26 protein-coding genes and 1 pseudogene are annotated in these 23,301 nt (G+C 69.5%); 12 read left to right on the forward strand and 15 right to left on the reverse strand.

What is annotated here, in order from left to right; genetic code table 11:
- Positions 1 to 439 precede the first annotated feature (439 nt).
- Positions 440 to 1,186, forward strand: a complete 747-nt coding sequence (locus ACGFU7_RS08565) for a DUF1838 family protein (protein WP_393693646.1) — start codon at positions 440 to 442, stop codon at positions 1,184 to 1,186.
- Between the two features lie 64 nt (positions 1,187 to 1,250).
- Here ACGFU7_RS08565 and ACGFU7_RS08570 read toward each other — a convergent pair whose 3' ends face one another.
- Together ACGFU7_RS08570 and ACGFU7_RS08575 are read right to left on the reverse strand one after the other, a co-directional pair.
- Entirely contained in the window at positions 1,251 to 1,454 is a 204-nt protein-coding gene (locus ACGFU7_RS08570; protein ID WP_393693648.1) for a hypothetical protein, read from the reverse strand.
- A 473-nt stretch (positions 1,455 to 1,927) separates the two neighbouring features.
- Positions 1,928 to 2,710 carry a polysaccharide deacetylase family protein gene (locus ACGFU7_RS08575; RefSeq protein ID WP_393693650.1) on the reverse strand — a complete coding sequence of 261 codons (783 nt, stop codon included), beginning with the start codon at positions 2,708 to 2,710 and terminating at the stop codon, positions 1,928 to 1,930.
- Positions 2,711 to 2,869: 159 nt separating this feature from the next.
- Between ACGFU7_RS08575 and ACGFU7_RS08580 the strand changes: the two are divergent.
- Positions 2,870 to 3,205, forward strand: a pseudogene (locus tag ACGFU7_RS08580) (IS1380 family transposase); the annotation flags it as partial.
- Positions 3,206 to 3,292: 87 nt separating this feature from the next.
- Here the strand turns inward: ACGFU7_RS08580 and ACGFU7_RS08585 are convergent.
- Positions 3,293 to 3,892: a hypothetical protein gene (locus tag ACGFU7_RS08585; RefSeq protein ID WP_393693651.1), complete on the reverse strand. Its 600-nt coding sequence runs from the start codon at positions 3,890 to 3,892 to the stop codon at positions 3,293 to 3,295.
- 526 nt (positions 3,893 to 4,418) lie between these two features.
- On the opposite strand from ACGFU7_RS08585, the gene ACGFU7_RS08590 reads away from it, so the two are divergent.
- A complete protein-coding gene (locus ACGFU7_RS08590; protein ID WP_393693653.1) occupies positions 4,419 to 4,667 on the forward strand; it encodes a hypothetical protein in 249 nt (82 codons plus the stop codon).
- Complete coding sequence (locus tag ACGFU7_RS08595) at positions 4,664 to 5,065, forward strand: PIN domain-containing protein (RefSeq protein WP_393693655.1); 402 nt, start codon at positions 4,664 to 4,666, stop codon at positions 5,063 to 5,065. Before ACGFU7_RS08590 ends, ACGFU7_RS08595 begins: the two co-directional genes overlap by 4 nt.
- 554 nt (positions 5,066 to 5,619) lie before the next feature.
- On the opposite strand, the gene ACGFU7_RS08600 is transcribed toward ACGFU7_RS08595, so the two are convergent.
- From ACGFU7_RS08600 to ACGFU7_RS08610, 3 genes are all read right to left on the reverse strand, one after another.
- Entirely contained in the window at positions 5,620 to 5,832 is a 213-nt protein-coding gene (locus ACGFU7_RS08600; RefSeq protein ID WP_393693656.1) for a DUF4287 domain-containing protein, read from the reverse strand.
- A gap of 69 nt (positions 5,833 to 5,901) precedes the next feature.
- Positions 5,902 to 6,576: a DUF998 domain-containing protein gene (locus tag ACGFU7_RS08605; RefSeq protein WP_393693658.1), complete on the reverse strand. Its 675-nt coding sequence runs from the start codon at positions 6,574 to 6,576 to the stop codon at positions 5,902 to 5,904.
- Between the two features lie 502 nt (positions 6,577 to 7,078).
- A complete protein-coding gene (locus ACGFU7_RS08610; RefSeq protein ID WP_393693659.1) occupies positions 7,079 to 8,497 on the reverse strand; it encodes a helix-turn-helix domain-containing protein in 1,419 nt (472 codons plus the stop codon).
- A gap of 175 nt (positions 8,498 to 8,672) precedes the next feature.
- On the opposite strand from ACGFU7_RS08610, the gene ACGFU7_RS08615 reads away from it, so the two are divergent.
- Entirely contained in the window at positions 8,673 to 9,392 is a 720-nt protein-coding gene (locus ACGFU7_RS08615) for a DUF4232 domain-containing protein (protein WP_393693661.1), read from the forward strand.
- Positions 9,393 to 9,798: 406 nt separating this feature from the next.
- Here ACGFU7_RS08615 and ACGFU7_RS08620 read toward each other — a convergent pair whose 3' ends face one another.
- From ACGFU7_RS08620 to ACGFU7_RS08635, 4 genes are all read right to left on the reverse strand, one after another.
- A complete protein-coding gene (locus ACGFU7_RS08620) occupies positions 9,799 to 9,930 on the reverse strand; it encodes a hypothetical protein (RefSeq protein WP_393694284.1) in 132 nt (43 codons plus the stop codon).
- Positions 9,890 to 10,237 carry a hypothetical protein gene (locus ACGFU7_RS08625; protein ID WP_393693663.1) on the reverse strand — a complete coding sequence of 116 codons (348 nt, stop codon included), beginning with the start codon at positions 10,235 to 10,237 and terminating at the stop codon, positions 9,890 to 9,892. Before ACGFU7_RS08625 ends, ACGFU7_RS08620 begins: the two co-directional genes overlap by 41 nt.
- A gap of 180 nt (positions 10,238 to 10,417) precedes the next feature.
- Positions 10,418 to 11,728, reverse strand: coding sequence for a carotenoid oxygenase family protein (locus ACGFU7_RS08630; protein WP_393693665.1), 1,311 nt, complete (start codon positions 11,726 to 11,728; stop codon positions 10,418 to 10,420).
- Positions 11,728 to 12,279, reverse strand: coding sequence for a hypothetical protein (locus ACGFU7_RS08635; RefSeq protein ID WP_393693667.1), 552 nt, complete (start codon positions 12,277 to 12,279; stop codon positions 11,728 to 11,730). The genes ACGFU7_RS08630 and ACGFU7_RS08635 overlap by 1 nt, the downstream gene beginning before the upstream one ends.
- 91 nt (positions 12,280 to 12,370) lie before the next feature.
- Here ACGFU7_RS08635 and ACGFU7_RS08640 point away from each other — a divergent pair, with 91 nt between their 5' ends.
- Both ACGFU7_RS08640 and ACGFU7_RS08645 read left to right on the forward strand, forming a co-directional pair.
- Entirely contained in the window at positions 12,371 to 12,883 is a 513-nt protein-coding gene (locus ACGFU7_RS08640) for a PadR family transcriptional regulator (RefSeq protein ID WP_393693669.1), read from the forward strand.
- 189 nt (positions 12,884 to 13,072) lie between these two features.
- A complete protein-coding gene (locus ACGFU7_RS08645) occupies positions 13,073 to 14,191 on the forward strand; it encodes an NADH:flavin oxidoreductase (protein WP_393693671.1) in 1,119 nt (372 codons plus the stop codon).
- A 34-nt stretch (positions 14,192 to 14,225) separates the two neighbouring features.
- On the opposite strand, the gene ACGFU7_RS08650 is transcribed toward ACGFU7_RS08645, so the two are convergent.
- Positions 14,226 to 14,711, reverse strand: coding sequence for a hypothetical protein (locus ACGFU7_RS08650; protein WP_393693673.1), 486 nt, complete (start codon positions 14,709 to 14,711; stop codon positions 14,226 to 14,228).
- Positions 14,712 to 14,770: 59 nt separating this feature from the next.
- Between ACGFU7_RS08650 and ACGFU7_RS08655 the strand changes: the two genes are divergently transcribed.
- The 5 genes from ACGFU7_RS08655 (at position 14,771) to ACGFU7_RS08675 (ending at position 19,658) form a co-directional block, all read left to right on the forward strand.
- Positions 14,771 to 15,109 (forward strand): P-II family nitrogen regulator, encoded by a 339-nt coding sequence (locus tag ACGFU7_RS08655; protein WP_393693675.1) that lies wholly within the window; start codon positions 14,771 to 14,773, stop codon positions 15,107 to 15,109.
- 169 nt (positions 15,110 to 15,278) lie between these two features.
- Entirely contained in the window at positions 15,279 to 15,590 is a 312-nt protein-coding gene (locus tag ACGFU7_RS08660) for a trypco2 family protein (protein ID WP_393693677.1), read from the forward strand.
- 10 nt (positions 15,591 to 15,600) lie between these two features.
- Positions 15,601 to 18,555: a trypsin-like peptidase domain-containing protein gene (locus tag ACGFU7_RS08665; protein WP_393693679.1), complete on the forward strand. Its 2,955-nt coding sequence runs from the start codon at positions 15,601 to 15,603 to the stop codon at positions 18,553 to 18,555.
- A 439-nt stretch (positions 18,556 to 18,994) separates the two neighbouring features.
- Positions 18,995 to 19,222, forward strand: coding sequence for a response regulator transcription factor (locus ACGFU7_RS08670; protein WP_393693681.1), 228 nt, complete (start codon positions 18,995 to 18,997; stop codon positions 19,220 to 19,222).
- Between the two features lie 205 nt (positions 19,223 to 19,427).
- Positions 19,428 to 19,658: a hypothetical protein gene (locus ACGFU7_RS08675; protein WP_393693683.1), complete on the forward strand. Its 231-nt coding sequence runs from the start codon at positions 19,428 to 19,430 to the stop codon at positions 19,656 to 19,658.
- 17 nt (positions 19,659 to 19,675) lie between these two features.
- Here the strand turns inward: ACGFU7_RS08675 and ACGFU7_RS08680 are convergent, their stop codons facing one another.
- From ACGFU7_RS08680 to ACGFU7_RS08695, 4 genes are all read right to left on the reverse strand, one after another.
- The gene (locus ACGFU7_RS08680; protein WP_393693684.1) at positions 19,676 to 20,137 is read right to left on the reverse strand and encodes a hypothetical protein; all 462 of its coding nucleotides are present in this window, start codon (positions 20,135 to 20,137) and stop codon (positions 19,676 to 19,678) included.
- A 140-nt stretch (positions 20,138 to 20,277) separates the two neighbouring features.
- The gene (locus ACGFU7_RS08685; protein ID WP_393693686.1) at positions 20,278 to 21,339 is read right to left on the reverse strand and encodes a helix-turn-helix domain-containing protein; all 1,062 of its coding nucleotides are present in this window, start codon (positions 21,337 to 21,339) and stop codon (positions 20,278 to 20,280) included.
- Between the two features lie 180 nt (positions 21,340 to 21,519).
- Positions 21,520 to 22,386, reverse strand: a complete 867-nt coding sequence (locus ACGFU7_RS08690; RefSeq protein ID WP_393693688.1) for a JmjC domain-containing protein — start codon at positions 22,384 to 22,386, stop codon at positions 21,520 to 21,522.
- 35 nt (positions 22,387 to 22,421) lie between these two features.
- Complete coding sequence (locus ACGFU7_RS08695; RefSeq protein ID WP_393693690.1) at positions 22,422 to 23,291, reverse strand: JmjC domain-containing protein; 870 nt, start codon at positions 23,289 to 23,291, stop codon at positions 22,422 to 22,424.
- Positions 23,292 to 23,301 lie beyond the last annotated feature (10 nt).

Below are 23,301 nucleotides of genomic sequence, written 5' to 3' on the forward strand. Positions count from 1 at the left end.
TGTTCGGCGACAGATGTCGATCAGACGTCGCCGAACAGGACAGACAAGAGCGTCGATTGGTTGTACGAGCCTCAGCCGGTCACCGCGGCCGTAGCAGCCCAGTCGCTGGGGGCAAGGTCTTCGTAATGACCGCCATCACGGCGGTCACCCAGTAGTACGAGGTGGTGCCGCGTCGGGCCGGTGCGCTCGGACGCAAGGTGACGGTCAGCGGAGCCAACCCTGCGTCGATGGCGGGTGCGATGTCCTGGGGTTGGGGGTCTCACTTCGTCGTCCCGCACCGCGAGATCGAATTCAAGTGGCCTGCGTCCCTACGCGATCAGGTCGTCTCTTTCGGATCTTGCCGGGCCCGTCGGCCAGGGAGCGGCTTCTTCCGGCCGCTTCCGCCCCGGCCTGGATATTTCCCGCCCAGCCGTGGCGGCGGCCGCGCAGAGTAGTCCATATGACGACACCCGCAGAGCTGCTCCGCTCCTTCGCCCGCACCCGTGCCTCGCTCGACGGCGAGGAGGTCACGTACTGGTGGTCCGGAGACGTGTACACCTGGGCCCCCGACGAGCCCTACCAGCGCGTCTTCGGCTTCGAAGGACTCAACGTCGCCCGCCTGGTCCAGGACGCCGAAGCCGGCCCGGACGCCTACCAACTGCTCACCCGTGAGGCCGCCTTCTACCTGGACCCCGGCACCCGCGAGATCCTGGAGACCTGGCAGGACCTGCCGGTGGTGCACGTCTGGAACGATCCGGCGAACCAGAAGTGGCGTCCCTTCCCGATCCCGACGACCGAGCTCGGCGGACAGGTCTGCTTCAGCCTGGAGATCCCGCTCGCCTACCCCTCGCCGCTGCCGGTGGCCCAGTACCCCGTCCACTCGGCCGGCGACACGTACAAGGCTCTGGAGCTCTTCCAGTTCTTCGCCGACCGTGCCGACCTGGCCGGCCCGGCTCCCAGCGTCCCGGCCACCATGTCGTGGACCCGGATGTCCCCGTGGCTCCCGTGGATGGCCCGCGGCCAAGCCCCCGGCGGCCTCACCTTCCACTGCCGGGGCCGCAAGCTCGACTCGTACGCCGAGGTCCCCGAGCGCACCCGTGCCTACATCGCCGACCGTCACCCGGAGTTCGCCCGGGCCCCGGAGGAGTGGAGCGAGCCGAACGAGACCAGCTGGACGTACTTCCGCAAGCTCAACCCACCGAAGTAGCCGCCGGGCTTTCCACCCCGCCCAGCCGCCCCGGGCCCCCGGACCGGCCCCCTTCAGGTCACGATCAACTGCGCCCGCCCCGGGGCCGCTCGTCGGCGTCCTCTCGACCTGCCCCGCGGATCCGGCAGGGGTTCTTACGAATCAGGTCGTCCTCGACCGCTGTTTCCAGCACGGCTTTGAGCAGCCGGTACGACGTGGCCACCGTGGTCGCGCCGGTGACCGACAACCGCTCCGCCCGCCAAGCCCTGACACGAGCAGAACTGATCATGTTGACGTGCGGCTCGCCGAACGCCGGCTCCAGGTGGAGCCGGAACAGACGGCGGTACAGCTCGGCCCGGTCGGTGCGACGTCTCGTTCGTCGATCCAGCGCGTGGCGTACTCGGAGAACAAGACCTCGCCGGCGGTCGGGGCGATCCAGTCACCCCGCGTCTGGTCCGCTTGGACCTGGACGAGGAACGCCTTCGCGTCCCGCTTGATCTCGAAGGTGTCTGGGATGTGCAGCTGCCCGTTGAGTCGGCGGCGGCTTGGTCGGCGCCCAGAACGAGGATCGGACGCAGCCAATAAGAGGTCGCTGATGCCGACGCCGGGGAGGGCATCGTGCCCGGAGTGCGGAAGGGCCTCCCTGGGTGGCTTGTCGCTTCTCCGTCCGGGCGGCTTTCGTCAGTGGTTGGGTTCTGCTGTTCGTTTCTGTCTGCTGGTGCCGGGGGTCCGGTTCCGGATGCCAGTGCGGGCGAGCCTCACTCACCGCACGGGGAAGCCGAAGGAGTACCCCTGCTGCTTCAGCCAGGGCAGGATCTCGCGCAGAGCGGCCAAGGTCTGGGAGCGATCCCCTCCCGCGTCGTGGAAGAGGACGGTCGGCCCGTTGGAGATCTCGCTCTTGACGGTGGCGACCATGGTGTCCACACCGGGACGCTCGAAGTCTTTGGAGTCGACGTTCCAGCCCAGCGGTCGCATCCCCCGGGACGCGGCGAGCTGCCGGCTGTACGGGGTGAAAGCACCGCCCGGGGCCCGGTAGTACTGCGGCCGGACGCCTCCGGACGCCTTGGTGATCAGGCGTTCGGCATCCAGGATCTGCTGGGACTGGTAGGCCTCGGACCGGGTGTCCATGGTGGTGTCGTGCGAGACCGTGTGGTTGCACAGCCGGTGCCCGGCTGCCACGACCTCTTTGACCAGGTCCGGGTGTGCCTGGGCCTGCGTGCCCACCATGCAGAACGTAGCCTTCACGCCGTTGTCCTTCAGCAGTTGCAGCACCTGCGGCGTCCAGACCGGGTCCGGTCCGTCGTCGATGGTGATGTTGACGCCCCGGGCGCCGCGGTCCGAGGCGTGCGCGATGTCCGCCGCCACCTTGGTCACGGTCCGGTCCTGGGGCCGGGCGTCCGGCGCTGAGACACGCGCTTGCGGCTGCCGCCCTCCGACGGTGTCGGCCTGCGCGGTCCACACCGATGTGGCAGCGGCCACTGCTGTCACCCCGAGCGCCGCCGCGAGAAGCCGGCCGTGCCATCCCCTTCCCTTGTGCTTTGCCATGTCCGCCCACCCCTTTGCTGTCTCCGCCGATGCCCTGCCCTCATGAAGACATACGAACGCCCGCACAAGATCCCTCTGTTACCGATCGCAGACGAATCCGCAGGGGTCCGGCGACAAACGCAGGAGCCCCGCGACAGATGAGGGGGCGCAACGGCCTCGAAAGGGTGCCGGCGAGGGCGGCAGACGCTGATCCGCACGGATTCCGGCGGAGGCACCCACGCATGCGTCGAATGGCTCGCGAAGCAGGGCCGATGGCCGTCCCACTCGGTCGGTATGACCATCACCGAGCAGATTCACCGGTCCGTGCCGGCAGTCCCGCCCTCCGCCTGGACGCCCGCTGTCGAACCCGGCGGCGAGATCCGCGACGGCGCCCGGGTCGCCGAGCTCGACGGAGGCTGTCCGACCGGCCGGCCGAAGGGCATGCGGCTGAACGTCCGCGAGGAACAGCCTCACCTCGGCGCCCAGTTGCGCTTCACCGACGCCGACGGCCAGCGGCCTGCCCACACGCCCCAGCAAACGAAGAAGAGCCCGTCAGCAAGCTGACGGGCTCCCGCGAAAGACCGAGGCTAACCTGCCATCAGGTCAGATCGTCGGTGTGTCATCGACGACCTCCTTGTGTGGTTCGACAATGAACCTCCAGCCATCGCTGGGCTCCAGGAATCGCACTCGGGTCGGGTAGATGTCCAAGGCGCGGCGGTCACGGTTCTGGCTGCTCGTGTTCTTCCGCCCCCGGGCCGGCTCCTCGAACAGGTCGACCTTGACATCCGGCACCGCGACGACTTCCTCGCTCCAGCGCTGAACGATCCCCGCGCCGAAGGCGTCCCGGGCGGCGGAGTAGAGCGACTCCAGAGATTCCTTGTTCCCGTTGGGCACGAAGAGGGCGAGATTCAGGAGGACGCCAGCACTCTGAAGAACCTCGATTTCCTCCCCTGCCTTGTCGGCAACCCAGACCCCGCGCTCTTCGGCATTGTCCGGGAGAACGTGAATTTCCTCACCGAAGATTGTCTTCGCGGTAAAGGACCCTCCCTCAAAATTCTTACCCGGCCCCGTAAGGAAAGCCGGGGCGTAGCAGTCGAGAGGAAGGCCATCCATCTCTGCCGAGACGAAGATTCCGTCCTGGAGGCCCAACTCCGAAACCTCTTCGGCCGTAAGACGTCGAGCCGTAGCCTTCTCGGTATTCACGCCATTCCCCTTTTTTCGTGGCGTCCTGTGAATTCATTGAAACTCTACCACGAAAACGATCAGTCAGTTCCCGTTCAATTTCTTCCGGGAGAACAGCAGAAGAATCCTCCCATGTCACCGGCGAAACGCGGCAAGTGTAGAGAAATGCTGCGAGATTCAAGAGGTTGCCTACTCGCTTCAACGGTGTTTTCGGCAACCAAGTCGGTCATCAAATGGAATGCGAGCAAACTTAGCAGAATGGAAACAAGCAGACAGGAGGAGCCTTGATGCTCGGCATTGCGCTGTGCTTGCGCTCCCATCGCCATGGGCCGGATCCCCGTGACCCGACCGAGCGAACCGCGGCGGTCCGCCGTGACCGCTCCCACTGCGGCGAAGCAGAGCCCTGCCGTCGTGCCGAATGCGGTCCCCGCGTACAGGATCACGTCAGCGATTCCCGTGCCGGCTTGACTCGGCGCCGCACACCTTGGTCAGCACCCAGGGGCAGCAATCACGACCACCTTCGCGCATACTCCAGCATGCTTGTTACATGTCCTCAACGACTCGTATCACCGTCACCCTGCCCAGCGACCAGGTGGCGGAGCTCCGCAAGCTCACGGACAACGTTTCCGGCTATGTGGCGGAAGCGGTGGCCCGCCAGATTCGGCACCAGCTGCTGGGCGACGACCTACGACGCCACGAAGAAGAGCACGGAAGCTTCGGCAACGAGGAACTGGCGGAGGCCCGGTCGAAGATCTTCGGTGCCGCCGGCACCTCCAAGGACGCGGACGCCGCATGAGTGAGCGCATCGAAACCGTTGTCCTGGACTCGGAAGGGCTTTCGGCCTGGATCGCACAGGACCGCAAGTTCCTCGCGATGCTGCAAGTGTTCTACGAGATGGGCGCCGACCTTGTCATCGGGGCGAACACCATCGTGGAGGTCAGCCACTCTCGCACCAACATTCCGCGCCTCAACCGGACGCTGTCGCGGATCAAGGTGGAACCGGTCACGGAGCAGGCGGCAAAGGCCGCTGCAGAACTCCTCAAGGGAGCCGGACTACACGGCCACAAGTACGCCATCGACGCCACCGTGGCCGAAGTGGCACTTCGCCAGCCAGGACCGGTCGCGCTGCTGACGTCCGACAGCGACGACATGACAAAGCTCTGCGGTAGTCACGTCCGGATCATCTCCCTCTGACTCACCTGCGTCCTTCGCGAAGATGCGCCTCGGCGCCTCCTCATCGGAATGATCCCTGGTGTGCAACCGTGGTGGACGTGCGCAGCGCCCCGATGCTCGTGCCCCATCTGTGCCCGGCCGAGCGGTAAGCAGGGGCGCCGAGAGACCACGCCGGGAGCACCGCCAGAGCGGCGTTTCACCAGGTCAGAGCATATTCGACCACCGCAAGCGCCGGTGATTCCCAAGCTCGGAGCGCGCATTCGATTCTCGTCACCCGCTCCATAAGAGAGCCCCAGGCCGGCGGCCCGGGGCTTCTTTGTTGTCCGGACCCCTGCATGCCCCTCATGCCCCGCGTGTCATTCACATGCCATGAGTTCCCTCGCGGTGCGTCAGGTCGAGGCTTGAGTTGCCACTCCCCGCGACGGGAATGCCGCGATTCCCGAATAGAGCACAGCGCCCGTCCTCACCGGGGCTCAAGCTCATCTTCACCATCGCTCGCAGGAGAAAGGGGAGACTTCCGAGGCTTCGGACTGAGGCCTCACCGCCGCACGCGTGAGTTGAGGCCGAAGCCCTGGTTACTGGCCGTTGTCCTCGGCGAGGGTGTGGGCGACCAAGGCGTTGGCGTGGCCGTGGCCCAGGCCGTGCTCGGACTTGAGCCAGGCGACCAGTTCCATGTGCTTGGTCAGCGGCGAAGAGCGGACGAGGCTCTTCCACTCGGAGATCGGGCGGCCGTACTTCTTCTCGATCGAGGGGAAGTAGCCGGCAGGGCCCTTCACGGCGTCGGTCATGGGATGTCCCGTCTGTCGAGTGAAATGATCTTGTTGTCTTCGAGCATTGACGGCTGGATCACCGCCTGGCTAGTGCTTGTCCGGCGACGCCTCGATGAGCAGTCGGGCCGTGACGGCTGCCAGCCAGCAAAGGCCGAGTCCCGCTCCGGCGGTGAACGCCAGGACAGAGGCGGCAGAGGCCATGAACCCGGCCACGACAGCGACCGGAGCGACACGGGAGGCCAGGGCCCAGCCGCGGTGGCCCCGGGCCGCGAGCGGACGGGCCAGGACGAGGAACGCGGCGCACAACGCGAGGTAGCCGACCATCCCGACACCCATGTGGACGGCGCCGTGCGCGCTCATCGGGGGCGCTTCGGGGGCGCCGACGGGGAAGCCGGCCCCGGCGTCGGCCCGGAAGGCTGCGGCGGCCAGGAACGAAGCACCGAACACGCCGATCAGGACCGGTCCCCAGGTGCCGCCCGGCTCTCCTCGCAGCACCCGGCGCAGTCCGATCGCCCCGCTGAACAACAAGGCACCGGTGAGCAGGAAGTTCGCCGTCTGGATCCACCCCATGTCACCAAGGGCGAGCTGGCTGATCGCGTTACGGGTGAAGTCGAAGCCCTCCCGTGTAAACCCCTGGACGATGCCTGCCCCGAGGAACAGCGGGCCCGCGACGAACGCGCCGGCCAACAACCCCCGTGACGCAGGCGAGGAGACGGCCGCGGTGCGGGCGGCGGGCGGGCGGGCGCTGAGCGTCTGGGTCATGGCGGGCCTTCCTCGTTCGGGTGTTGTCGCATGTATGACTGGCGACGAACGCGGAAGTCATCGATTCGAAACGCGTGACCTGGATCACAGGGCGTCCGGAAGCCGGGCGCCCCGGCCGATGTCGCCGCGCCAAGAAGGCCATGTCACAACGTGCCAGTGGGGGGCGGTGAACAGCGGTCACCAGCGGGCACGTCGAAAGCCGTCGCACAGCCTCACCAGCAGACATTTCCGCAGGTAAGCGACCATATATGCCTCAATGTACTGAGGGATTCCCAAGCTCAGAGCGCGAGTTCGACTCTCGTCACCCGCTCCACGACGAAGGCCCAGGTCATGGACCCGGGCCTTGTTTGTCGTCCAGGCCATTTTCGGGGCCACGCGCCATAAAGGGCTTCCGCACTGCGCCGACGGCACGCGGGGAGCCGCGAGGGCGGCATCCGCCGGCGTCCGGAGGCCGGACCTGCGCACCCATGCCGTCGGCCCGCCGCAGCCCGCGCGGGTCCGGTCAGCCCTCCCGTTCGATCCACTCGCCGCCGCCCAACGGGTAGTCGTAGCCCGGTCGGCCGGTGCCGGCGCTCGTGCGGAACGGGGTGCCGCTGCTGTCGATGTGCACCGTGCCGCGGCGGGTGCCGCTGGACCAGTCCAGGCTGAGGTCCCAGCGGACGTCGTGCGCCTTGGCGTGCGCGGTGATGTAGAAGACCTCCGGGTCGGACTCGCTGACCTTGTACGGGAAGTCGCGTTGGCCGTTCTTGACGGTGACCGCGGGGCTGCCGTTGTCGAGGTCGATGTCGAACGACTTGGTGTCGACGCCACCCCCGCAGCCGACCCCCATCGCATAGTCGTTCCAGGCGAGCGGCGCGCCCTTGGCAACGACGCGTACGTGCAGCGCCTCCAGGACGACCGTGTCCTGCCCGGTGCCCTGAACGGTCAGGGCGACCCTCTGCTCCCCCGAGGAGACCGCACCGTAGGCGGCGGCCCAACGCGGCGCGTCCTGCTCGCTCGCGGGCGGGCCGACCTGCGCGGGTGCGCTGTCGACGAGGAAATGCTGGCTGCACGGGTTGTCGTAGACGTAGGGGCGGGAGGCGACGTTCAGCGGTACGGCGGCGCTGCCACCGGTGGGCTCGGCCGCGCCCTGCTCGCCGCTGTCCTTGGATGTGCCGGGCCTGGTCCTGCCCGGTTCGACGGCGGAGGCGGAGGCGGACGGCCTGCGGCTCTCACCGCTCGGGGAAGGGGTGGCGGAGCCTGTCGCTGACGGCTCTGTGCCGTCCGCCGTGCCGGTGGCGCCGGCTGCCCGCCGGCCCCCCGGGTCGTTCCCGTCCCCGCCGAAGGGCACATTGACGGCGAGGGCCACGGCTCCCAGCACGGCGGCCACCGCGACGGAGGCGATCAGCACGCTACGGCGACGCCGTGGCGGCGCGGGCTTGCGCGGCACGCCGACGACTACCGGCTCACCGTCTTCGCCAAGTCCGTGCGTTGACGCCGCGCCGGCCGAATCTGCCGGCGATCCGGTATCCACCGTCTCCGGCGAACCGGTTCCACGAGCCACCCCGGCTGAACCGGTCTCCTGAGCCGAGCCCGTCGCAGGGGTCGGATCCGCGGCGGTGTCACCCGCGTTCCTCGCCCCGGCCGCCGTGGCCTGGTCCGGCCTGCCCCTTCGTGCCGCGTCTGCCAGGATCCAGCGCCGGTGCAGCTCCACGAGCTCCTGCGGCGTTGCCCGGCACACCCGTGCGAGGCGTTCCACCGGTGCGTACTCGTTGGGCACTGCGGTGCCGTTGCAGTAGCGGTGCAGCGTCGATGTGCTCATGTGCAGCCGCTTGGCCAGCGCCCCGTAGCTCAGTCCCGAGCGGTCCTTCAGCTCCAGCAGCAGCGCCGCGAACTCGTCCGCCCTCCCGGCCCCGTTCGCCTCCGGCACTCGTTCCACCATCCCCCCATGTCCCATTCACGCGTTCCAGGGGAACTGTGTTTCCCCCGCTCAGAGCCCATTCCAGTGTTTCGGTGTTCCCAACTCCCCGCTGTCCATGGCGGCTGGGACGGATCACCCCACAAGCTCCAGTCATCCAAGCACCACACCCACCCGAACACCCAAGGGGCACGGCCACATGTCCAGCATCCGGAACTCCCGCACCCGCCTTATGACCGCCGCCGCGACCGTCGCGCTCGCCGCCCTCTCCCTGACCGCGTGCAGCGACGGAACGGGCACGAGGGACGAGGGCGCGTCAGCGGATTCCTCCACGAACGCCTCGCCCTCCCCGACCGCTCCCGCGTCGCCGACGTCCACCTCCGGATCCTCCGACCGCGCCTCCTCCCCCGGCGACGCGAAGCCGGCCACCATCAACACCTCGAAGCCGGCCTCGCATGCCCCCGCCTCGAAGGCCCCCGCCTCCTCCGGCAAGGCGGTCACCTGCGAGGGGTCCAACACCAAGACCGTCGCAGCCCCGCTGAACCGGCCCATCAACCACATGCTCCTCACCGTCACCAACACCGGCAGCAAAACCTGCTACCTGTACAGCTACCCGGCCGTCCGCTTCGGCGAGGCCCAGTCGGTGCCGCCGGTCATCGAGGACTCCCAGCCGCAGGCCGTCGTCACACTCAGGCCGGGCGAGTCCGGCTATGCCTCCGTGAATCTGTCCGCCGCCGACGGCAGCGGCTCCCACGGCCGCACGGAGAAGTCCCTGGTCGTCTACTTCCACGGCCGCTCCGGCAATGAGAGCGTCGGTGCGGGCGCCCACCCCTCGCTGCCCGCCAAGGGCCTTTACATCGACGACTCGCTCAAGGTCACGTACTGGCAGCAGTCAATGGACGACGCTGTCATCTGGTGATCTCCCGAAACATGTCCACCGTCGGGTGCCGTGTTTGGTGGCCCCTTTCGCGGGCGCAGCCTTCCATGTGCTCCCTCTGGGCGGCATCGGCGACCTCTCGCAGGAGGCGGAAGTGGTCCGGCGTCGCCACACGGCCTGACCCGTGTGCTCGCCAACAGGCGAGCGTCACGCGGTCGCCGGCAGGCGAGCGTCACCCGGCTCCGGACCCGGCAAGCGGTTCCCGCACATGAGCTACGACAACATGATCGCGCCCGTGGCCCACGGCTCGTTGGTGCGTGGCGTCAATCCCCCTCGGACACGATCCATTCACAACAAAGTGGTGGTCGGGAGTGATCTCTCGACCGCCACTTTGCGTTCAGGCTGTACAGCAGCCGGGCGTCTACCGGGTTCGCCATGAACAGCGCGATCAGCAGAAGATCACCGTGGCCTGGAGAAGATGGAACGAGAAGGAGATGTTGCCCAGCCACACCATGGTCTTGCTACGGAGCCGGCTGCCGTCACCCCGCAGATCCGACGCGGCCGCGGCACAGATGATCACGCTGACCGGGACGATCGTGGTGAGGCTGAAGTCGTACGGCTCCGGGGCGGCGATCGCGACCCGGTAACCGCCGGCGAAGACGACCGCCGTCGTCCATCAGGCGCTGCTTGGATATCCGGCGGCCCAGCGGATCGTACGCGTACCGCCGGCACTCGCCGTCCGGCGTAACCGACTCGACCGGGCGATCCTCCGCGCTCCAGGTGTATGTCCAGGTGTGACGCCGCCCGTTGAGCAGTTTCGGCGTCTCGCGGATCAGGCGGCCCTGGGTCAGGACGTCTCCGATTGCTCCTGCAGCGGTGATCCGCACGCCCGGCCGGGGGTCGAACCGCCCCCTGCATTGCAGCTGAACTTGCGTCGACCGAGCGGGGCCTGACGGTGACTCATGACATCGGCCTGCGGCTCAAGTCCACCTGCGGCCCGGCGCTCGTCCTTGCCTGTCGGATGTCCGGGCCCAGTTGCGCAACCCGGACCGTCCGGGCTCGGTTGATCAATCCGCAAGCCAGTTGCCGTGGAAGCCGTACGGCACGCGGGTCGGCAGATGAATGATCGCGACCGGGTCGGCAGCGAGGTCGCCCGCGTCCAGGATGACCAGGTCGCTGCGGTCGGTGCCGGCGTCGTGGACGTACGTCATGAGCCAGCCGGGGCCGCCCGCCGCGTCGTCGGCCGGGGCGAAGGCGGCCTCACCGGGCGTGCGGCGGGACCCGAAGTCGTGCTCCGTCGCCGCGCCGCTGCCCAGCTCGTACCGCACCAATGAATTGCCACAGGTCACGTGCCCGTAGGTGGCGTCGAGCCCGGTCAGCCGGTCATCGACCCGGGGGAACTCGCCGGGACGGTCGTCGCACTGCTCCTCGCGGACCGTCCCGGTGGCCGGGTCGATCGTCCACTTCCAGAGCACGGCCTCCTGCCTGCGGTCGATGACGTCGCCGGTCCGCCGCCACAGCTCCGGGTAGCGCATGACGTGCAGCACGATGGTGCCGTCCGGCGCGTCGTAGGCGTTGAGCGGGTGGAACACGTAGCACGGGTCGATGCCGAACCAGCGCACCTCGCCGTACGGGTCGTTGCGGCGCAGCACCCCCAGCCGGGCGCCGTAGCCGTCGTCCCAGCGGTAGGGCATCGTCCCGGCCTTGGCCAGGTTCGGGTCGAAGACGACGGGCAGGTCCATGAAGACGACGTGCTCCGCGGTGAGGTTGAAGTCGTGCATCATCGTCGGTCCGGGCACCTCGACGGACCTGCTGATCACCAGCTCGCCCGAGGCATCCGCCCGGTGGTAGGTGAGGTAGGGGGCCTCCAGCATCCCGTAGCCGAAGAAGTGCAGCTCCCCGGTGACCGGGCACGCCTTCGTGTGCGCGGTCATCGCGGTGCCCAGCTTCCCGCCGAAGTCGTACGCGCCGACCGTGTCCAGGCCGCAGGTGAGCTCGTAGGGCAGGGCCGTCTCGACCAGGGCGAGGGTCCGGCCCGCGTGCCGGATGACGTGGGTGTTGGCCGAGCCCGCGGTGAGGTCGCGGTGGCCCTGGTCGTCGTAGGGCCGGGCCCCGTCGGTGAAGCTGCGGGTACGCACCCAGCGGTTGCGGTACGAGGTGGCCCGGCCGCCCTCCAGCCGGACGCCGTGGATCATGCCGTCGCCGAAGAACCAGTGTCCGGAGGCGGCGTCGGCCGGGTTCGGCCCGTTGCGGAGGTACCAGCCGGCCAGTTCGGCCGGGATCCGCCCGGTCACCGGCAGGTCGTACGCGGTGAGTTCTTCGCCGACCGGGGCGTAGTTACCCGCCAGATGGGGCCGGGCCCGGTGCGCGGAGGTCATCAGACACCGGCCTTGGCCTGGACGTGAGCGATGTAGCGGACGGTGAACATCATCGGGATCACGAAACCGGCGACCTGGATGAGCGTGGCGAGGGTCGAGTGGGCGTTCCCTTCGTGCGCCACGAAGGCGAGCACGACAGCGGTCAGGGCGAAGGCCGCGGTCCAGACGGCGGTGATGACGACGTTGGTCCGGATGAACGGCTTGAGCCCCCAGACCTCGCGCGGGGTGGTGCGCTTGGCGATGCCCGACGTGAACGGCTTGCCGATGGCCAGCGAGACCCCGGCGATGACCGCCAGTGTGCCCGACGACAGCGCCGCCGAGTAGTCGTGCACGCCCGAGTCCGGGTTGGCGAAGGCGATGACGGCCAGCACGGCGAAGAAGACCGCGGAGCCGAGCTCGATGATCAGCGCGTCGAATCCGGCACCCGCCCGTACCTGCTGGACGATCACCGCCACCGCGACCACCAGGGCTGCCAGCGCCGCCCACTGCCAGTTCCCCGAGGGCAGCACGGCGAAGACGATCCACGGGAGGAAGGTGCGCAGGTAGGACATGAGGTCTCCGCTTCAGTGTTTCCGTTTCTGACATGTCAAAACTAGAAGGTCCGACACCAACATGTCAATAGTGGAATGTAGACTGTGGAACATGAGCCTTCGACACGCACTGCTCGGGCTCCTCTCCGAGCGCCCCGCCAGTGGCTATGACCTGCTGAAACGGTTCGAGACGTCGCTGGCCACCGCCTGGCCGGCGACCCAGAGCCAGATCTACACCGAGCTGACCAAGCTGGCGGACACAGGGCTGATCATGGTGGCAGCCGAGGGTCCGCGAGGCCGCAAGGAGTATGCCCTCACCGACGAGGGACTGGCCGAGCTGCGGCACTGGCTGACCGAGACCAAGCCGCAGCGGAACACCCGCAGCGACATTCTCCTGCGGGTGTTCTTTCTCGGGGTGCTGACGCCCGAGCAGGCGCGCGGCTACCTCACCGAGCTCATCGAGATGTCCGATCAGGGGTACCAGGCTCTGCGCCGGCTGGAGAAGTCCGTCGACTGGGACGACGACAATCTTTCGGTCTACGGCCGGATCGCCCTGGAGTACGGCCTGCGGTTCAACGCCATGCGCCGCGAGTGGGCCGAGTGGGCGGCCGGCCAGATCACCTGACGGCTGGTGGACCGACGGGAGCGCTGCGGGAGCCGGACTTCCCTCGCGCTGGTTCGTCGGTGCGATCGAGCGAGAAGGAACAACAGGGCCGTGGAGACCTCGACCACATCCGGCCCGGAGCGGGATGCCGAGGCGATGCGCGAATGTTGGCGACGGATGGACACTCCGAGCCTATGAACAGGACATGACGTGACAGACGTGAACGCCAGCCGCGCAGCAGACACCCTCTCGCGCCCGTTCGCGGTCCGCGGACTTACCTCGCGCAACCGGATCGCCATGGCACCCATGACCCGGCAGTTCTCCCCGAGCGGCGTCCCGGGCAAGGACGTGGCGGACTACTACACTCGGCGGGCTGCCGGCGGCGTGGGACTGATCATCACTGAGGGCACCTACATCGACCACCGCTCTGCGGGCACCAGTGACCGGGTCCCGCGGTTCCACGGCGAGGACGCGCTCGCGGGCTGGGCGGGTGTCGCGGACTCCGTGCACCGGGCGGGCGGCGCGATCATCCCGCAGCTGTGGCACGTGGGTGTCACGCGCACCGAAGGTGCCCCGCCGGTGGTGGACGCGGAGCCGGTCGGCCCCTCGGGCGTGTCCCTGACGGGCGAGCCCAAGGGGCGCGCCATGACGCAGAAGGACCTCGACGATGTCATCGCCGCATTCGCCGACGCGGCCGCCGCCGCCGAGCGTATCGGCTTGGACGGCGTCGAACTCCACGGCGCGCACGGCTACTTGATCGACCAGTTCCTGTGGGCCGGCAGCAACCGCCGCACCGATGCCTACGGCGGCGACATCGTCGCGCGAACCCGTTTCGCGGCCGAGATCGTGGCGGCCTGCCGCGCGGCCGTGTCCGACTCCTTCCCCCTCTTCTTCCGTATGTCTCAGTGGAAGATGGATGCCTACGAGGCGAAGCTCGCGCAGACGCCCGAAGAACTGGAAGCCCTGCTCACACCGCTGGCCGAGGCCGGTGTCGATGTCTTCCACGCCTCCACCCGCCGCTACTGGCTGCCGGAGTTCGACCACTCCGACCTGAACCTCGCCGGCTGGGTGAAGAAGATCAGCGGCAGGCCGACGGTCACCGTCGGCTCGGTCGGTCTGGACAGCGACTTCTTCAGCGCCTTCCAGGGCAACGGCTCCGGAGTCACGGGCATCGATCAGCTGCTGGACCGGCTGGAACGCGACGAGTTCGACATGGTCGCCATCGGCCGTGCGCTGATCGCCGACCCCGAGTGGGCAGCGAAGACCCTGCGGGGGCGCACCGAGGACATCACTCCGTTCGGCGCGGAGATGCTGAAGACCCTGCACTGATCAGGTCGTGTCGGGGGAGCGCGGCAGCGGGCCTTCAGCGGGTGGTACAACCAGGCGATTCTGTAAGCCGGTCGAGAACCGTACCGGCACGGAGCACCGCTTCCTCGGCGGTCAGTCGTGCGCCGTGGCTGAACGCCTCTGTGAAAGCGGATGCGCCCAGGGCGGCTCGTGCCGACGACGTGATGCGGTCGACGTCGGCGCGTTCGGCGGGTGGGAGCGGGGCTCCCGCGCGGCGGCGGGCCGCGGCCGCCGCGCCGAGGAGGAGGGCCGAGCACGCGGCTGCGGGTTCGTCGCCGTGCAGGGCGGCCGCGCCGGCCAGGCCCTTTCCTGGAGCGGAGCAAGCCCGGCGCCATCGGCTCCCTGACCATGTCCGCGTACGGCGGCGCGGCGCGTTCCGTACGGCGTACGACGCCACCATCGACCAGCTGATGGGCCTGCGGCCTCCGCGGAGGAGTAGCTCATGGGCCTGGACCAGACAGTGCACGCGGAGAGCGCCTACGATCACGGCGCCCTGGGTCATGGCGCTCCGCAGACCCCGGCACTGTCGACGTCTCTTTCGAAGGACAGGAACCCCGCCCCATGAAGCTCATCACCGCGATCGTCAAGCCGTACCGCCTCGACGAGGTGAAGACCGCGCTGCAGGAGCTCGGCGTGCACGGACTGACCGTCACCGAGGCCAGCGGATACGGGCGCCAGAGCGGCCACACCGAGGTGTACCGGGGCGCCGAATACCGGGTCGACCTGGTGCCCAAGGTCCGCATCGAGGTCGTCGTCGAGGACGCGGACGCGGACCTGGTCATCGACGCGGTGGTCCGCGCCGCCCGGACCGGCAGGATCGGCGACGGCAAGGTGTGGGTGCTGCCCGTGGAGACGGTGGTACGGGTCCGCACGGGCGAGCGAGGCCCGGACGCGTTGTAGCGCAGCACCCCGCCCGCGCGGCAGGTTCCCGTCCGCCCTGCGCTGTGCCGCACCGAAGCCCCGGTTCCTGTGCACAGGTACGGGGTGGACGGGCCGTGGGGCTGATGGGCGATGATGTGGCCCTGTTCAGTGGGTAGTTGGTCGCGTGAGCCGGTTGGGGGTCCTGCTTGTGAATGATGCGGTCGAGTTGGCGGACATGATCGCGCAGCTGCGCCAGGAGCTGAGCCGGGCCATGGCAGCCGGTGAGGGCGCCGACCTGCGGTTCCAGGCGGAGCGGGTGGAGCTGGAGCTGACGGTGGGGGTGGAGAGGACCCATGAGCCGGGGGTGAAGGTGAGGTTCTGGGTCTTCGATGCCAGTGCGACGGCGAAGCGGTCGGCCACGGTCACTCAGAAGCTCACGTTGACGTTGCAGCCGGTACGGGCGGACGCGCCGGACCGGATGGCGTTGATCTCCGGGGACGAGCTGCTCGGTGAGGACTGACGGGGCGGCCGTGAGCGGCGGACTGGACCCGCACCGCATCGCGGAGGTCATCGTCACCACCACCGCCGGTGGCGGACGGCGCGGGTCGGGGTACCGGGTCGGCGACACGGCGGTGCTGACCGCGTTCCATGTGGTGGCCGAGGCCGCGGGCGTGCAGGTGCGATTCGATGCCGACCGGCCGGGGCAGTGGGTCGCGCCCGCGGAGGTGGCCTGGTCGGACAGCGGCACCGATGTGGCTGTGCTGACCTTCGCGCCTCCGCCGGGTACCGCCCCCCTCGCGCCCGCACGGTTCGGGCGTATCGGCGACGACCGTCATGCCGTCATCGATGTGCATGCGGCAGGCTTCCCGCTGTGGAAGCGGCGACGCGGCGCCGATGGGAGGCAGTTCCGGGAACTGCACCAGGCGGACGGGACTGTGGCGGCGCTGTCCAACCTGAGGACCGGCACCCTGGAGATCACCGTTCCGGTGGCGGCCGCCGACCCCGACCCCGGAGTGTCGCCATGGTCGGGGATGTCCGGCTCCGCCGTATGGGCCGGGTCCCACATAGTCGGGGTGGTTGCCGAACACCACCGATGGGAAGGGCTGGGCCGGCTGACAGCGGCCCGCATCGACCACACCCTGAGCCGGGTCGGCGAGCCACGCCGGAGCGAGCTGGCCGGGCTGTTGGCGATCACCGATCCGCAGTCACTGCCCGACGTGGGCCCCGGGCCGGCCCTTGCAGATTCCGTGCCTCCACAGGCAGGTTCCAAGGTCATCGGGCTGCCGGTCACTCATGGGCTTGAGCTGTTCAAGGACCGTGCTGAAGAACGCGAGATGATCGGCCGTCACCTCTCCGATCCGGCCGTTCGCATGGTGACCGTCACCGGACGTCGGGGCATGGGCAAGAGCGCGGTCGCGGCCAAGGTCATGGAGTTGCTGGAGCAGGGTGAGTGGCCGGGCCACGCCCGGGCTCCGGTTCCGTCGGGGCTGGTCAATCTGAGCACCCGCACGTCGGGGATCTCCCTGGAACGCCTCTACTTCGACTGCGCCCGCGTGCTCGGGCCCGATCGCGAGACGCGCCTGCTGGGCATCTGGGCCACGACCCGCCCCGTGCAGGACAAGATCGGCGAACTGTTCGCCGCGATGGGTGACCAGCTCTTCATCATCCTGATGGACAACCTTGAGGACCTGCTCGACGACGACGGCGGGCTCGACGACGAGGACGAACTGGCGGTCTTCCTCGACTGCCTTTTCCGGGCCAGATCCACGCCACGGCTGCTGGTCACGTCGCAGATACCGTTGCGGCTCGCGCCCGAGTTGCGCCGTTTCGCCGCGGAGGTCGAGCTGTCCGACGGGCTGCCGCCCACCGAATCCGTGGCTCTGCTGCGCGAACTCGACCAGGACGGCAGCCTCGGTGTGGCGCAGCTGTCCGACGAGCAGCTGCTGCAGGCGTCGGTCCACGTCCACGGGGTTCCGCGCGCGCTGGAGCTGTTGGTGGGCGCCATGGCCGACGACATGCTGACTCTGCCGACGCTGCAGGACGTACTGGAGGACTTCACCCTGCGGGGCGACGTAGTCGCCGGCCTCGCCCAGGACCGGTACCAGCGACTCGGCCCCGACGGCCGCACCGTGCTGAACGTCCTCGCGGTGCTGCGCACGCCCGTGCCACGGGAGGCGATCGAGTGGATCGTGGCCGGCCTGGATCCCGGACTCGACGTCGCGCCGGTCCTGTCCCGCCTGCTGCGGATGCGCATGCTGTCGGTGGACCGGACCAGCCGCACCTTCGCGCTGCACCCGATGGACGCCGACCTCGCGTACGGCGCCATGCCGCGCGATGGCGCGCTGGGACGGCAGTCCGTGGAACGGCGGGCGGCCGACTGGTACGCGAGCATCGCCCCGCCCCGCCCGGACTGGCGCAGTCCGGACGACATACAGCCGCACCGGCGCGAATTCGACCACCGTGTGCGCGCCGGGGACATGGACGATGCCGCACTGGTCCTCGGCACCATCAGCGAATGGATGATCTGGCAGGGCTCCGTGCTTGGGGCGATCTCAATGCATCTGACCGTGGAGGGACAGTTGACCGACGACCGGGCGCGTCTTGCCCATCTCATCGGCTTCGGGCACGCCCGGCTGAGCGGTGGCCCGTTGGCACAGGCGGCGGACCTGTTCACCGAAGCGGCCGACCTGGCCGAGCACCTCGATGACCGCCGTGCGCTGCAGAACGCCATGTTCGGCCTGGGCGACGCCTACCGCCAGCTGGGCCGCCTCGACGCCGCCATGGGCCCGCTGGCCCGGGCCGGCGACCTGGCACACGAGAACGGCGACGCCGAAAGCGAGGTGCATGCCGTCCTGGGCCTCAGCCTCGCCCACAGCACCCTGGGCGACGGGGCGGCGGCCCTTGCGGGTGCCGACCGGCTGAGCGAACTCGCACGTACGTCAGGGGATCTGCTCACCGAGGCCCGTTCATGGAACGCCCGCTTCACGGCCCTGCTGGCCATGGGTCGATGGGAGGAGACCATCGCAGCGGGCGACAGGGCCGTGCGCGCCTACCAGGACGCGAGCATCCAGGAAGCAACGGACTACGCGCTGAACGCCAAGGGTGTGGCCATGCTCGCGCTGGGGCGGGTCGCGGAAGCTCTGGCATCGCTGGAGGCGGCGCTCGGCGCGGCCTCGACGATGGAGAATCCGCGCACCGAGGGAGTCTGCCTCTACAACATGGCGTGGGCGTACTGGACCGACGGCCGCTATGGACAGGCGGCCGAGACAGCCGAGCGGGCGGCCGCCTCGCTGCAGCTCGCCGGGGCGGCGGAAGCGGCGGCGGCGGGGGCGCTCACCGAGGCGGCCCGCGCCCGGACGGTGCCCGACCCGCAGGCGGCCGCCGAAGCGCTGGCCCGGGCCGCCGACGGCGTCGGACGCAATGTCGAGATGGTCCGTCCGGCCTGGCTCATCGAGGAGGCGGAGCGGTTGCGCGGCAAGGCCTGACGCCGCGCGGTCCGCGCCCGTGCAACGTCTCCTCCGTCAGCGGCCGCACATCCCAGTCCTGGAAGAGCAGGATCGGGATCCCGCCGCCGACCAGCACCTCGTGGTCATGACCGCTGCCCCGGGGTCCGCCTCGAAGGAGAGCCTGCACTTCCTCGCATCCTGGGCCGGCGCCGACCCGGCCCGCGACGCAAGCCGGTCCAGCCAGATGTGATCGGTCTCCCCGCGTCGCCCCATGGAGACTCCCCTCACCGATCGGTGGCGCGCTGTGCGGCGATTCGTGCCCTTTGTCGCCACCTCGCTTTGCTGTCAGGCAGGTTGATGAGGTGTCCGGCCGGTCGCGACCGGATTCACAGGTGGCCCAGTGTGGTGGATGTCCGGACGGGACGGGCCCTCGACGCCCTCGCCCCCCCGGTCACCCGTCGACGAGGAGGAGCCCGCCATGCCGGACGCCCTGAGCACCGTTGTCTGTGAGCCCACACTGACCCCCCGCGAGCGACAGGTCCTGACGCTGCTCGCGGGCGGCGAGACGTACTGGGGGATCGGCCGCCGACTGGGCATCAGCCCGCACACCGTCGACACGCATCTGCGCCGGCTGCGCGACAAGACGGGCACGACCAACCGGACCCAGCTCGTCGTGCTGGCCATCCAGCGGGGCTACCTGTCCTGAACGTGCCTATGCAGCCGTGGAGTTCGGATGATTTCAGGCATCTTTGGGCCATTTGAACCCCCTTCATTTTACGGTCACGCACCTTGGTGAGGGGCTCGCTCCCGTACATACGCGACGGGCCTGGGCCAGAGTTGTCCACACACCGCACGAACCGGAACGGGCCCGCCGAAAGGGCGGGCCCCACACCACGCCCCTGGGGGGAATCATGCCGAAGCGCCTTGCCGTGCTCCTCACCGCCACCGCCGCCCTGTTGGTCCTCCAGCCCGGCTCCGCCGCGCACGCCGCCGACATCGATTGCGGCGGCGTCGGGCTCTCGTCGGTGCCGGTCTCCGCCGAAGGGACCACGGGCGACCCGTCCACCGGATGGAACATCGCGGACGGGGAGCTGTCGGGCCAGGGGCAGGTGACCCCGTGCGACACCTCGTGGGGTGGCTGAGTCCCCGGCACGGAGGCCTAACTCCCGGGTGGCGTCAGGTCGGTGACCACGTACTGAGCGCCCGGCGTCAGTTCCACCGTCCAGGACCAGCGTGCCGGGATGTAGAGGACTTCGCCCGACCGCAGCCGGTGCCGGAAGGCCCCCGCACCGTCGGTTCGGTCCCCGCGCAGTCGCCACATCCCCGCACCCTCGGTCTGATGAATCACCAGATGTGCGGCGGGGTTCCGTGCACCGCCGCCTGTGCGACTGCCCCGGCCGCTGCTCGCGACCAGACCGGTGCGCAGCCCGAGTTCGGCGGCCAGGCCGTCGAGCGCCTCCGGCCGCTCCGGGGTGCCGAGAGCCGGATGCTCGTACTCGGGCCACATCACACCGGGCGCCCGGTCCAGGTGCACCGAGAGGAACAGCAGCAGCTCCCGCAGGTGGAGCCTGCCTTCGCTCTCCGATGAGAGCGCCGGGGATGCCAGGGGCAGGCCGTCCATGTCCCTCCTTCCCCGCGCACGCCGCCGAAGCTCCGCCCGGGAGACGTCCCGCGCAGACTGTCCTGACAGCATCCGATACCGGACGCCCCGGGGCCAGTCGCGTGATTTCGCTCCCGAGAACACCTGACGGCCACGGCCGGTCAGTCGTCGGGCCCGCCGGGTGGTCCCCCCGCGGGAACAAGGTTCGGCAGGAGCCCCCGCGCGGCAGCACGGGCGCCCGCCTGGAAGCGGCTCGTGGCATCCAGCTCTTCCATGATGTCGGCGATGTGCCGGCGGGCGGTACGCAGCGACATGCCGAGCCGGCGGGCGATGGCCTCGTCCTTCAGCCCGGCGGCGAGCAGCCGGACGATCGTCTCGTGGATCTCCCGGGAGACCTCTTCCAGGCCCTGGCTGACGGCGTCGGCGAACGGGGTGGCCCGGTCCCAGGTCTGCTCGAAGATCTCGCACAGATACATGACCGTGGACGGATCCCGTATGACGACGGCGCCCCAGCTGTCGTCCCGTACGGGGATGAAGGCGAGTTCGCGGTCGAAGACAATGAGCCGGCCGAAGAGTTCATGTGCGGTGCGGTACCGGCCGCCCAGCGCCGAGGCGGCGGCCACATATGCCTGGCTGGGGCCGTTGAAGCGGGCCGTGTGGTGGTAGAGCGTACGCAGCTGGATGCCGCGCTCCAGCATCGACTGGTCCCGCACCAGCGCCTCCCGCATCGCCTCGGGATCCCGCGCCCCGCCGCCGGGCTGGCTGGTCAGCACCTCCTTGCGGCAGCGGTTCGAAGCCTGGTTGAGGGTGTTGCGGACGTCCTGCACGTTCTCCAGCAGCTCCAGCGATTCGCTGCGGGAATGCCGCCGGTGGTAGCACGCGACGAAGGGGCCGAGGTCCTGGCGCATCCCCGCGAGCCCGTCCTGCTGTTGGCGTATCTTCGCCTCCACGGGCGCGGCTAACTGCGCCAGCGCGGTCTCCGGCGCGACCGCGAACAGCGCCCGGGAGTCCCCGGGAGCGTTCTGCGCGTGCAACAGCCGGGCCCGCCGCAGCCGTTCCAGGCTCAGGGCGGCCTGCTCGGGGCCGATCCCGATGGCCTCGGCGACGGCCACCGGGTCGCCCGTACGGTGTTCCAGGACCCAGCCGTACACGGCGAGGTCGTCCTCCCCCAGCCCCCGGGCCGCCTCGAACGACCCGGCGCGTGCCTGCTCCTGCCCTTCCACGTACCCCCCTCGTTGCCGTCTGACGGGTGGTGCCGACCGGCGAATCGGACGCCCCGGGAAAGGATAGGCAGAAGGGACGGGCAGAAAAGATCTTGTCGCGTCAGGACTGCGCAAAGCCCCCGAGCACAGGGCTTCGGGGGCTGTGGGCGAACGGCGGCAGTTCGGGGACGGCCGCAGAGGTCATGCCGCCGCGCGCATGGCGGCGCGCGCATGGGCCACCAGCGTCTCGGGGGTCAGGGCCGCCAGGGTGCGGCGGGTGTGGCCGATCAGCGTCTCGGCGGCGTCGGCGAGTGCCTCGTCGTCCAGTGGCCGGCCGGGGATGACGGCTCCGTCCGCGAGAAGTGCCTGCAACAGCGCGTACAGGTTCGCGGTGCCCGCCTCGCGTACGGTCAGCGAAAGGTGGACGGACGGGGTGTCACCCACGGCGTCGGCGTGGTGCGCGAACCCCCTTGGTACGTACAGGACTTCGCCGGGGCGCAGTACGGTCTCCAGGAGCACCTCGCCCGGGTCGCCGTCCTCCCTGGCCGGTTCCCAGTTCCCGTCGGCGGGTCCGGCGTGGACGCGCCAGCGTTTCTCGCCGCTGATCTGGATCGCGAGGACGTCCGCGTCGTCCCGGTGGAGGGGGCGGCCCTGGGTGCCCGCGGGGGTGAGGAAGCAGAACGCCTCCACCTGGCGGCCGAGTTGCCCGGCGAGGCCCGTGGTGAGTGCCCGTACGCCCTGGTGCCACTGGTCCACGTACCGCAGCAGCACGGTGGCCCGCTCGTGCTCGACCAGGTGGCGCACGAGTTCCGCGTCCGCGTAGTCCTCGACGACCTCGCCGAGCACCACCCGGGGTGTGCAGAACCGATCGGTGGGTACGTGACGGTCCTCGTGGACGAGCCCTATGTAGGGCACTCTGAGCAGCCCGGCGTCGAGCAGGCCGTCCAGTTCGGCGGTGCTCAGGATGTCCACCGGGGGATCGTCGGGGCGCAGAACGGCCGGTGCGCGGCGCCAGTGCGCGGCGAAGAACTCCTGTTCGTCCCGCACACATCGCTTCAGCCAGTCCATCGTTGGTCTCACTCTCCGTCGGGTGCTCCGGCCGGTCAGGCCGTGGGGCGGCTGCTGTAGGCGTGCACGCGGGCGCTGCGCACGAGGGACTCGGCGCTCGCGCCGTCGAGCCTGTCGCGGAAGTGGCCGAGGAGGGCGGCGGCCGTCCTGGTCAGATCCGCGTCGTCGAGGGGGCGGGCGGGCAGGGCGAGGCCGTCGGCGAGAAGGGACTCCAGCTCCGCCCGCAGGTGTCCGGCGCCGGCCTCGCGCAGCGCGATCGTGAGGTGCAGCGAGGGGCCTTCCTCGGTGGCCTGCGCGGTGTGGGCGTAGCCGTTCGGGACGTACAGGACCTCGCCGGGCCGTACGACGGTGTCGAGCAGGACGGGCCCCGGGTCGTCCTCCCGTACGGGCTGCCAGGCCGCGTCGGTGGGGCCGCCGTACACCTGCCAGTGCTTGGCGCCGCTGAGCTGGATCACGAGGATGTCGCCGTCGTCACGGTGCACGGCGCCGAAGCGTCCGGGCTGCGAGTAGAAGCAGAACGCCTCGACCAGCCGCCCGAGTTCCTGGGCGAGACCGGCGGTGAGCTCCCGGACCGGCGGGTACCAGTGGTTGACGTACCGCAGTTGCAGGGTGGCTCGCTCCTCCCGGATCAGCGTCCGTACGCGTTCCGGGTCGAGGCAGCCCTCCAGATACCGCCCGGCCACCACCCGGGGCGGGCAGAAGGCCGCCTCCGGCACGGCGCCCGCCATCGTGAACAGTCCGGCGTACGGCACTCTCAGAACACCCGAGTCGATGAGGTCGTCGAGATCGGCGGGGGTGAGGATTTCGGTGGGCGGATCGTCCGGCCGCAGCACAACGGGCCCTTGGCGCCACTGCGTACGGAGGAACCGGTCCGCGTCGGAAACACAGCGTTCGAGCCAGTTCACGGCTCACTCT

Source organism: Streptomyces sp. NPDC048473 (assembly GCF_043200155.1).
Taxonomy (GTDB): Bacteria; Actinomycetota; Actinomycetes; order Streptomycetales; family Streptomycetaceae; genus Streptomyces.

Coding starts and splice junctions, on each gene's coding strand:
- ACGFU7_RS08565 (WP_393693646.1), top strand. CDS start 440: ATGACGACACCCGCAGAGCTGCTCCGCTCCTTCGCCCGCACCCGTGCC.
- ACGFU7_RS08570 (WP_393693648.1), bottom strand. CDS start 1,454: ATGATCAGTTCTGCTCGTGTCAGGGCTTGGCGGGCGGAGCGGTTGTCG.
- ACGFU7_RS08575 (WP_393693650.1), bottom strand. CDS start 2,710: ATGGCAAAGCACAAGGGAAGGGGATGGCACGGCCGGCTTCTCGCGGCG.
- ACGFU7_RS08590 (WP_393693653.1), top strand. CDS start 4,419: ATGTCCTCAACGACTCGTATCACCGTCACCCTGCCCAGCGACCAGGTG.
- ACGFU7_RS08595 (WP_393693655.1), top strand. CDS start 4,664: ATGAGTGAGCGCATCGAAACCGTTGTCCTGGACTCGGAAGGGCTTTCG.
- ACGFU7_RS08600 (WP_393693656.1), bottom strand. CDS start 5,832: ATGACCGACGCCGTGAAGGGCCCTGCCGGCTACTTCCCCTCGATCGAG.
- ACGFU7_RS08605 (WP_393693658.1), bottom strand. CDS start 6,576: ATGACCCAGACGCTCAGCGCCCGCCCGCCCGCCGCCCGCACCGCGGCC.
- ACGFU7_RS08610 (WP_393693659.1), bottom strand. CDS start 8,497: ATGGTGGAACGAGTGCCGGAGGCGAACGGGGCCGGGAGGGCGGACGAG.
- ACGFU7_RS08615 (WP_393693661.1), top strand. CDS start 8,673: ATGTCCAGCATCCGGAACTCCCGCACCCGCCTTATGACCGCCGCCGCG.
- ACGFU7_RS08630 (WP_393693665.1), bottom strand. CDS start 11,728: ATGACCTCCGCGCACCGGGCCCGGCCCCATCTGGCGGGTAACTACGCC.
- ACGFU7_RS08635 (WP_393693667.1), bottom strand. CDS start 12,279: ATGTCCTACCTGCGCACCTTCCTCCCGTGGATCGTCTTCGCCGTGCTG.
- ACGFU7_RS08640 (WP_393693669.1), top strand. CDS start 12,371: ATGAGCCTTCGACACGCACTGCTCGGGCTCCTCTCCGAGCGCCCCGCC.
- ACGFU7_RS08650 (WP_393693673.1), bottom strand. CDS start 14,711: ATGACCCAGGGCGCCGTGATCGTAGGCGCTCTCCGCGTGCACTGTCTG.
- ACGFU7_RS08655 (WP_393693675.1), top strand. CDS start 14,771: ATGAAGCTCATCACCGCGATCGTCAAGCCGTACCGCCTCGACGAGGTG.
- ACGFU7_RS08670 (WP_393693681.1), top strand. CDS start 18,995: ATGCCGGACGCCCTGAGCACCGTTGTCTGTGAGCCCACACTGACCCCC.
- ACGFU7_RS08675 (WP_393693683.1), top strand. CDS start 19,428: ATGCCGAAGCGCCTTGCCGTGCTCCTCACCGCCACCGCCGCCCTGTTG.
- ACGFU7_RS08680 (WP_393693684.1), bottom strand. CDS start 20,137: ATGGACGGCCTGCCCCTGGCATCCCCGGCGCTCTCATCGGAGAGCGAA.
- ACGFU7_RS08690 (WP_393693688.1), bottom strand. CDS start 22,386: ATGGACTGGCTGAAGCGATGTGTGCGGGACGAACAGGAGTTCTTCGCC.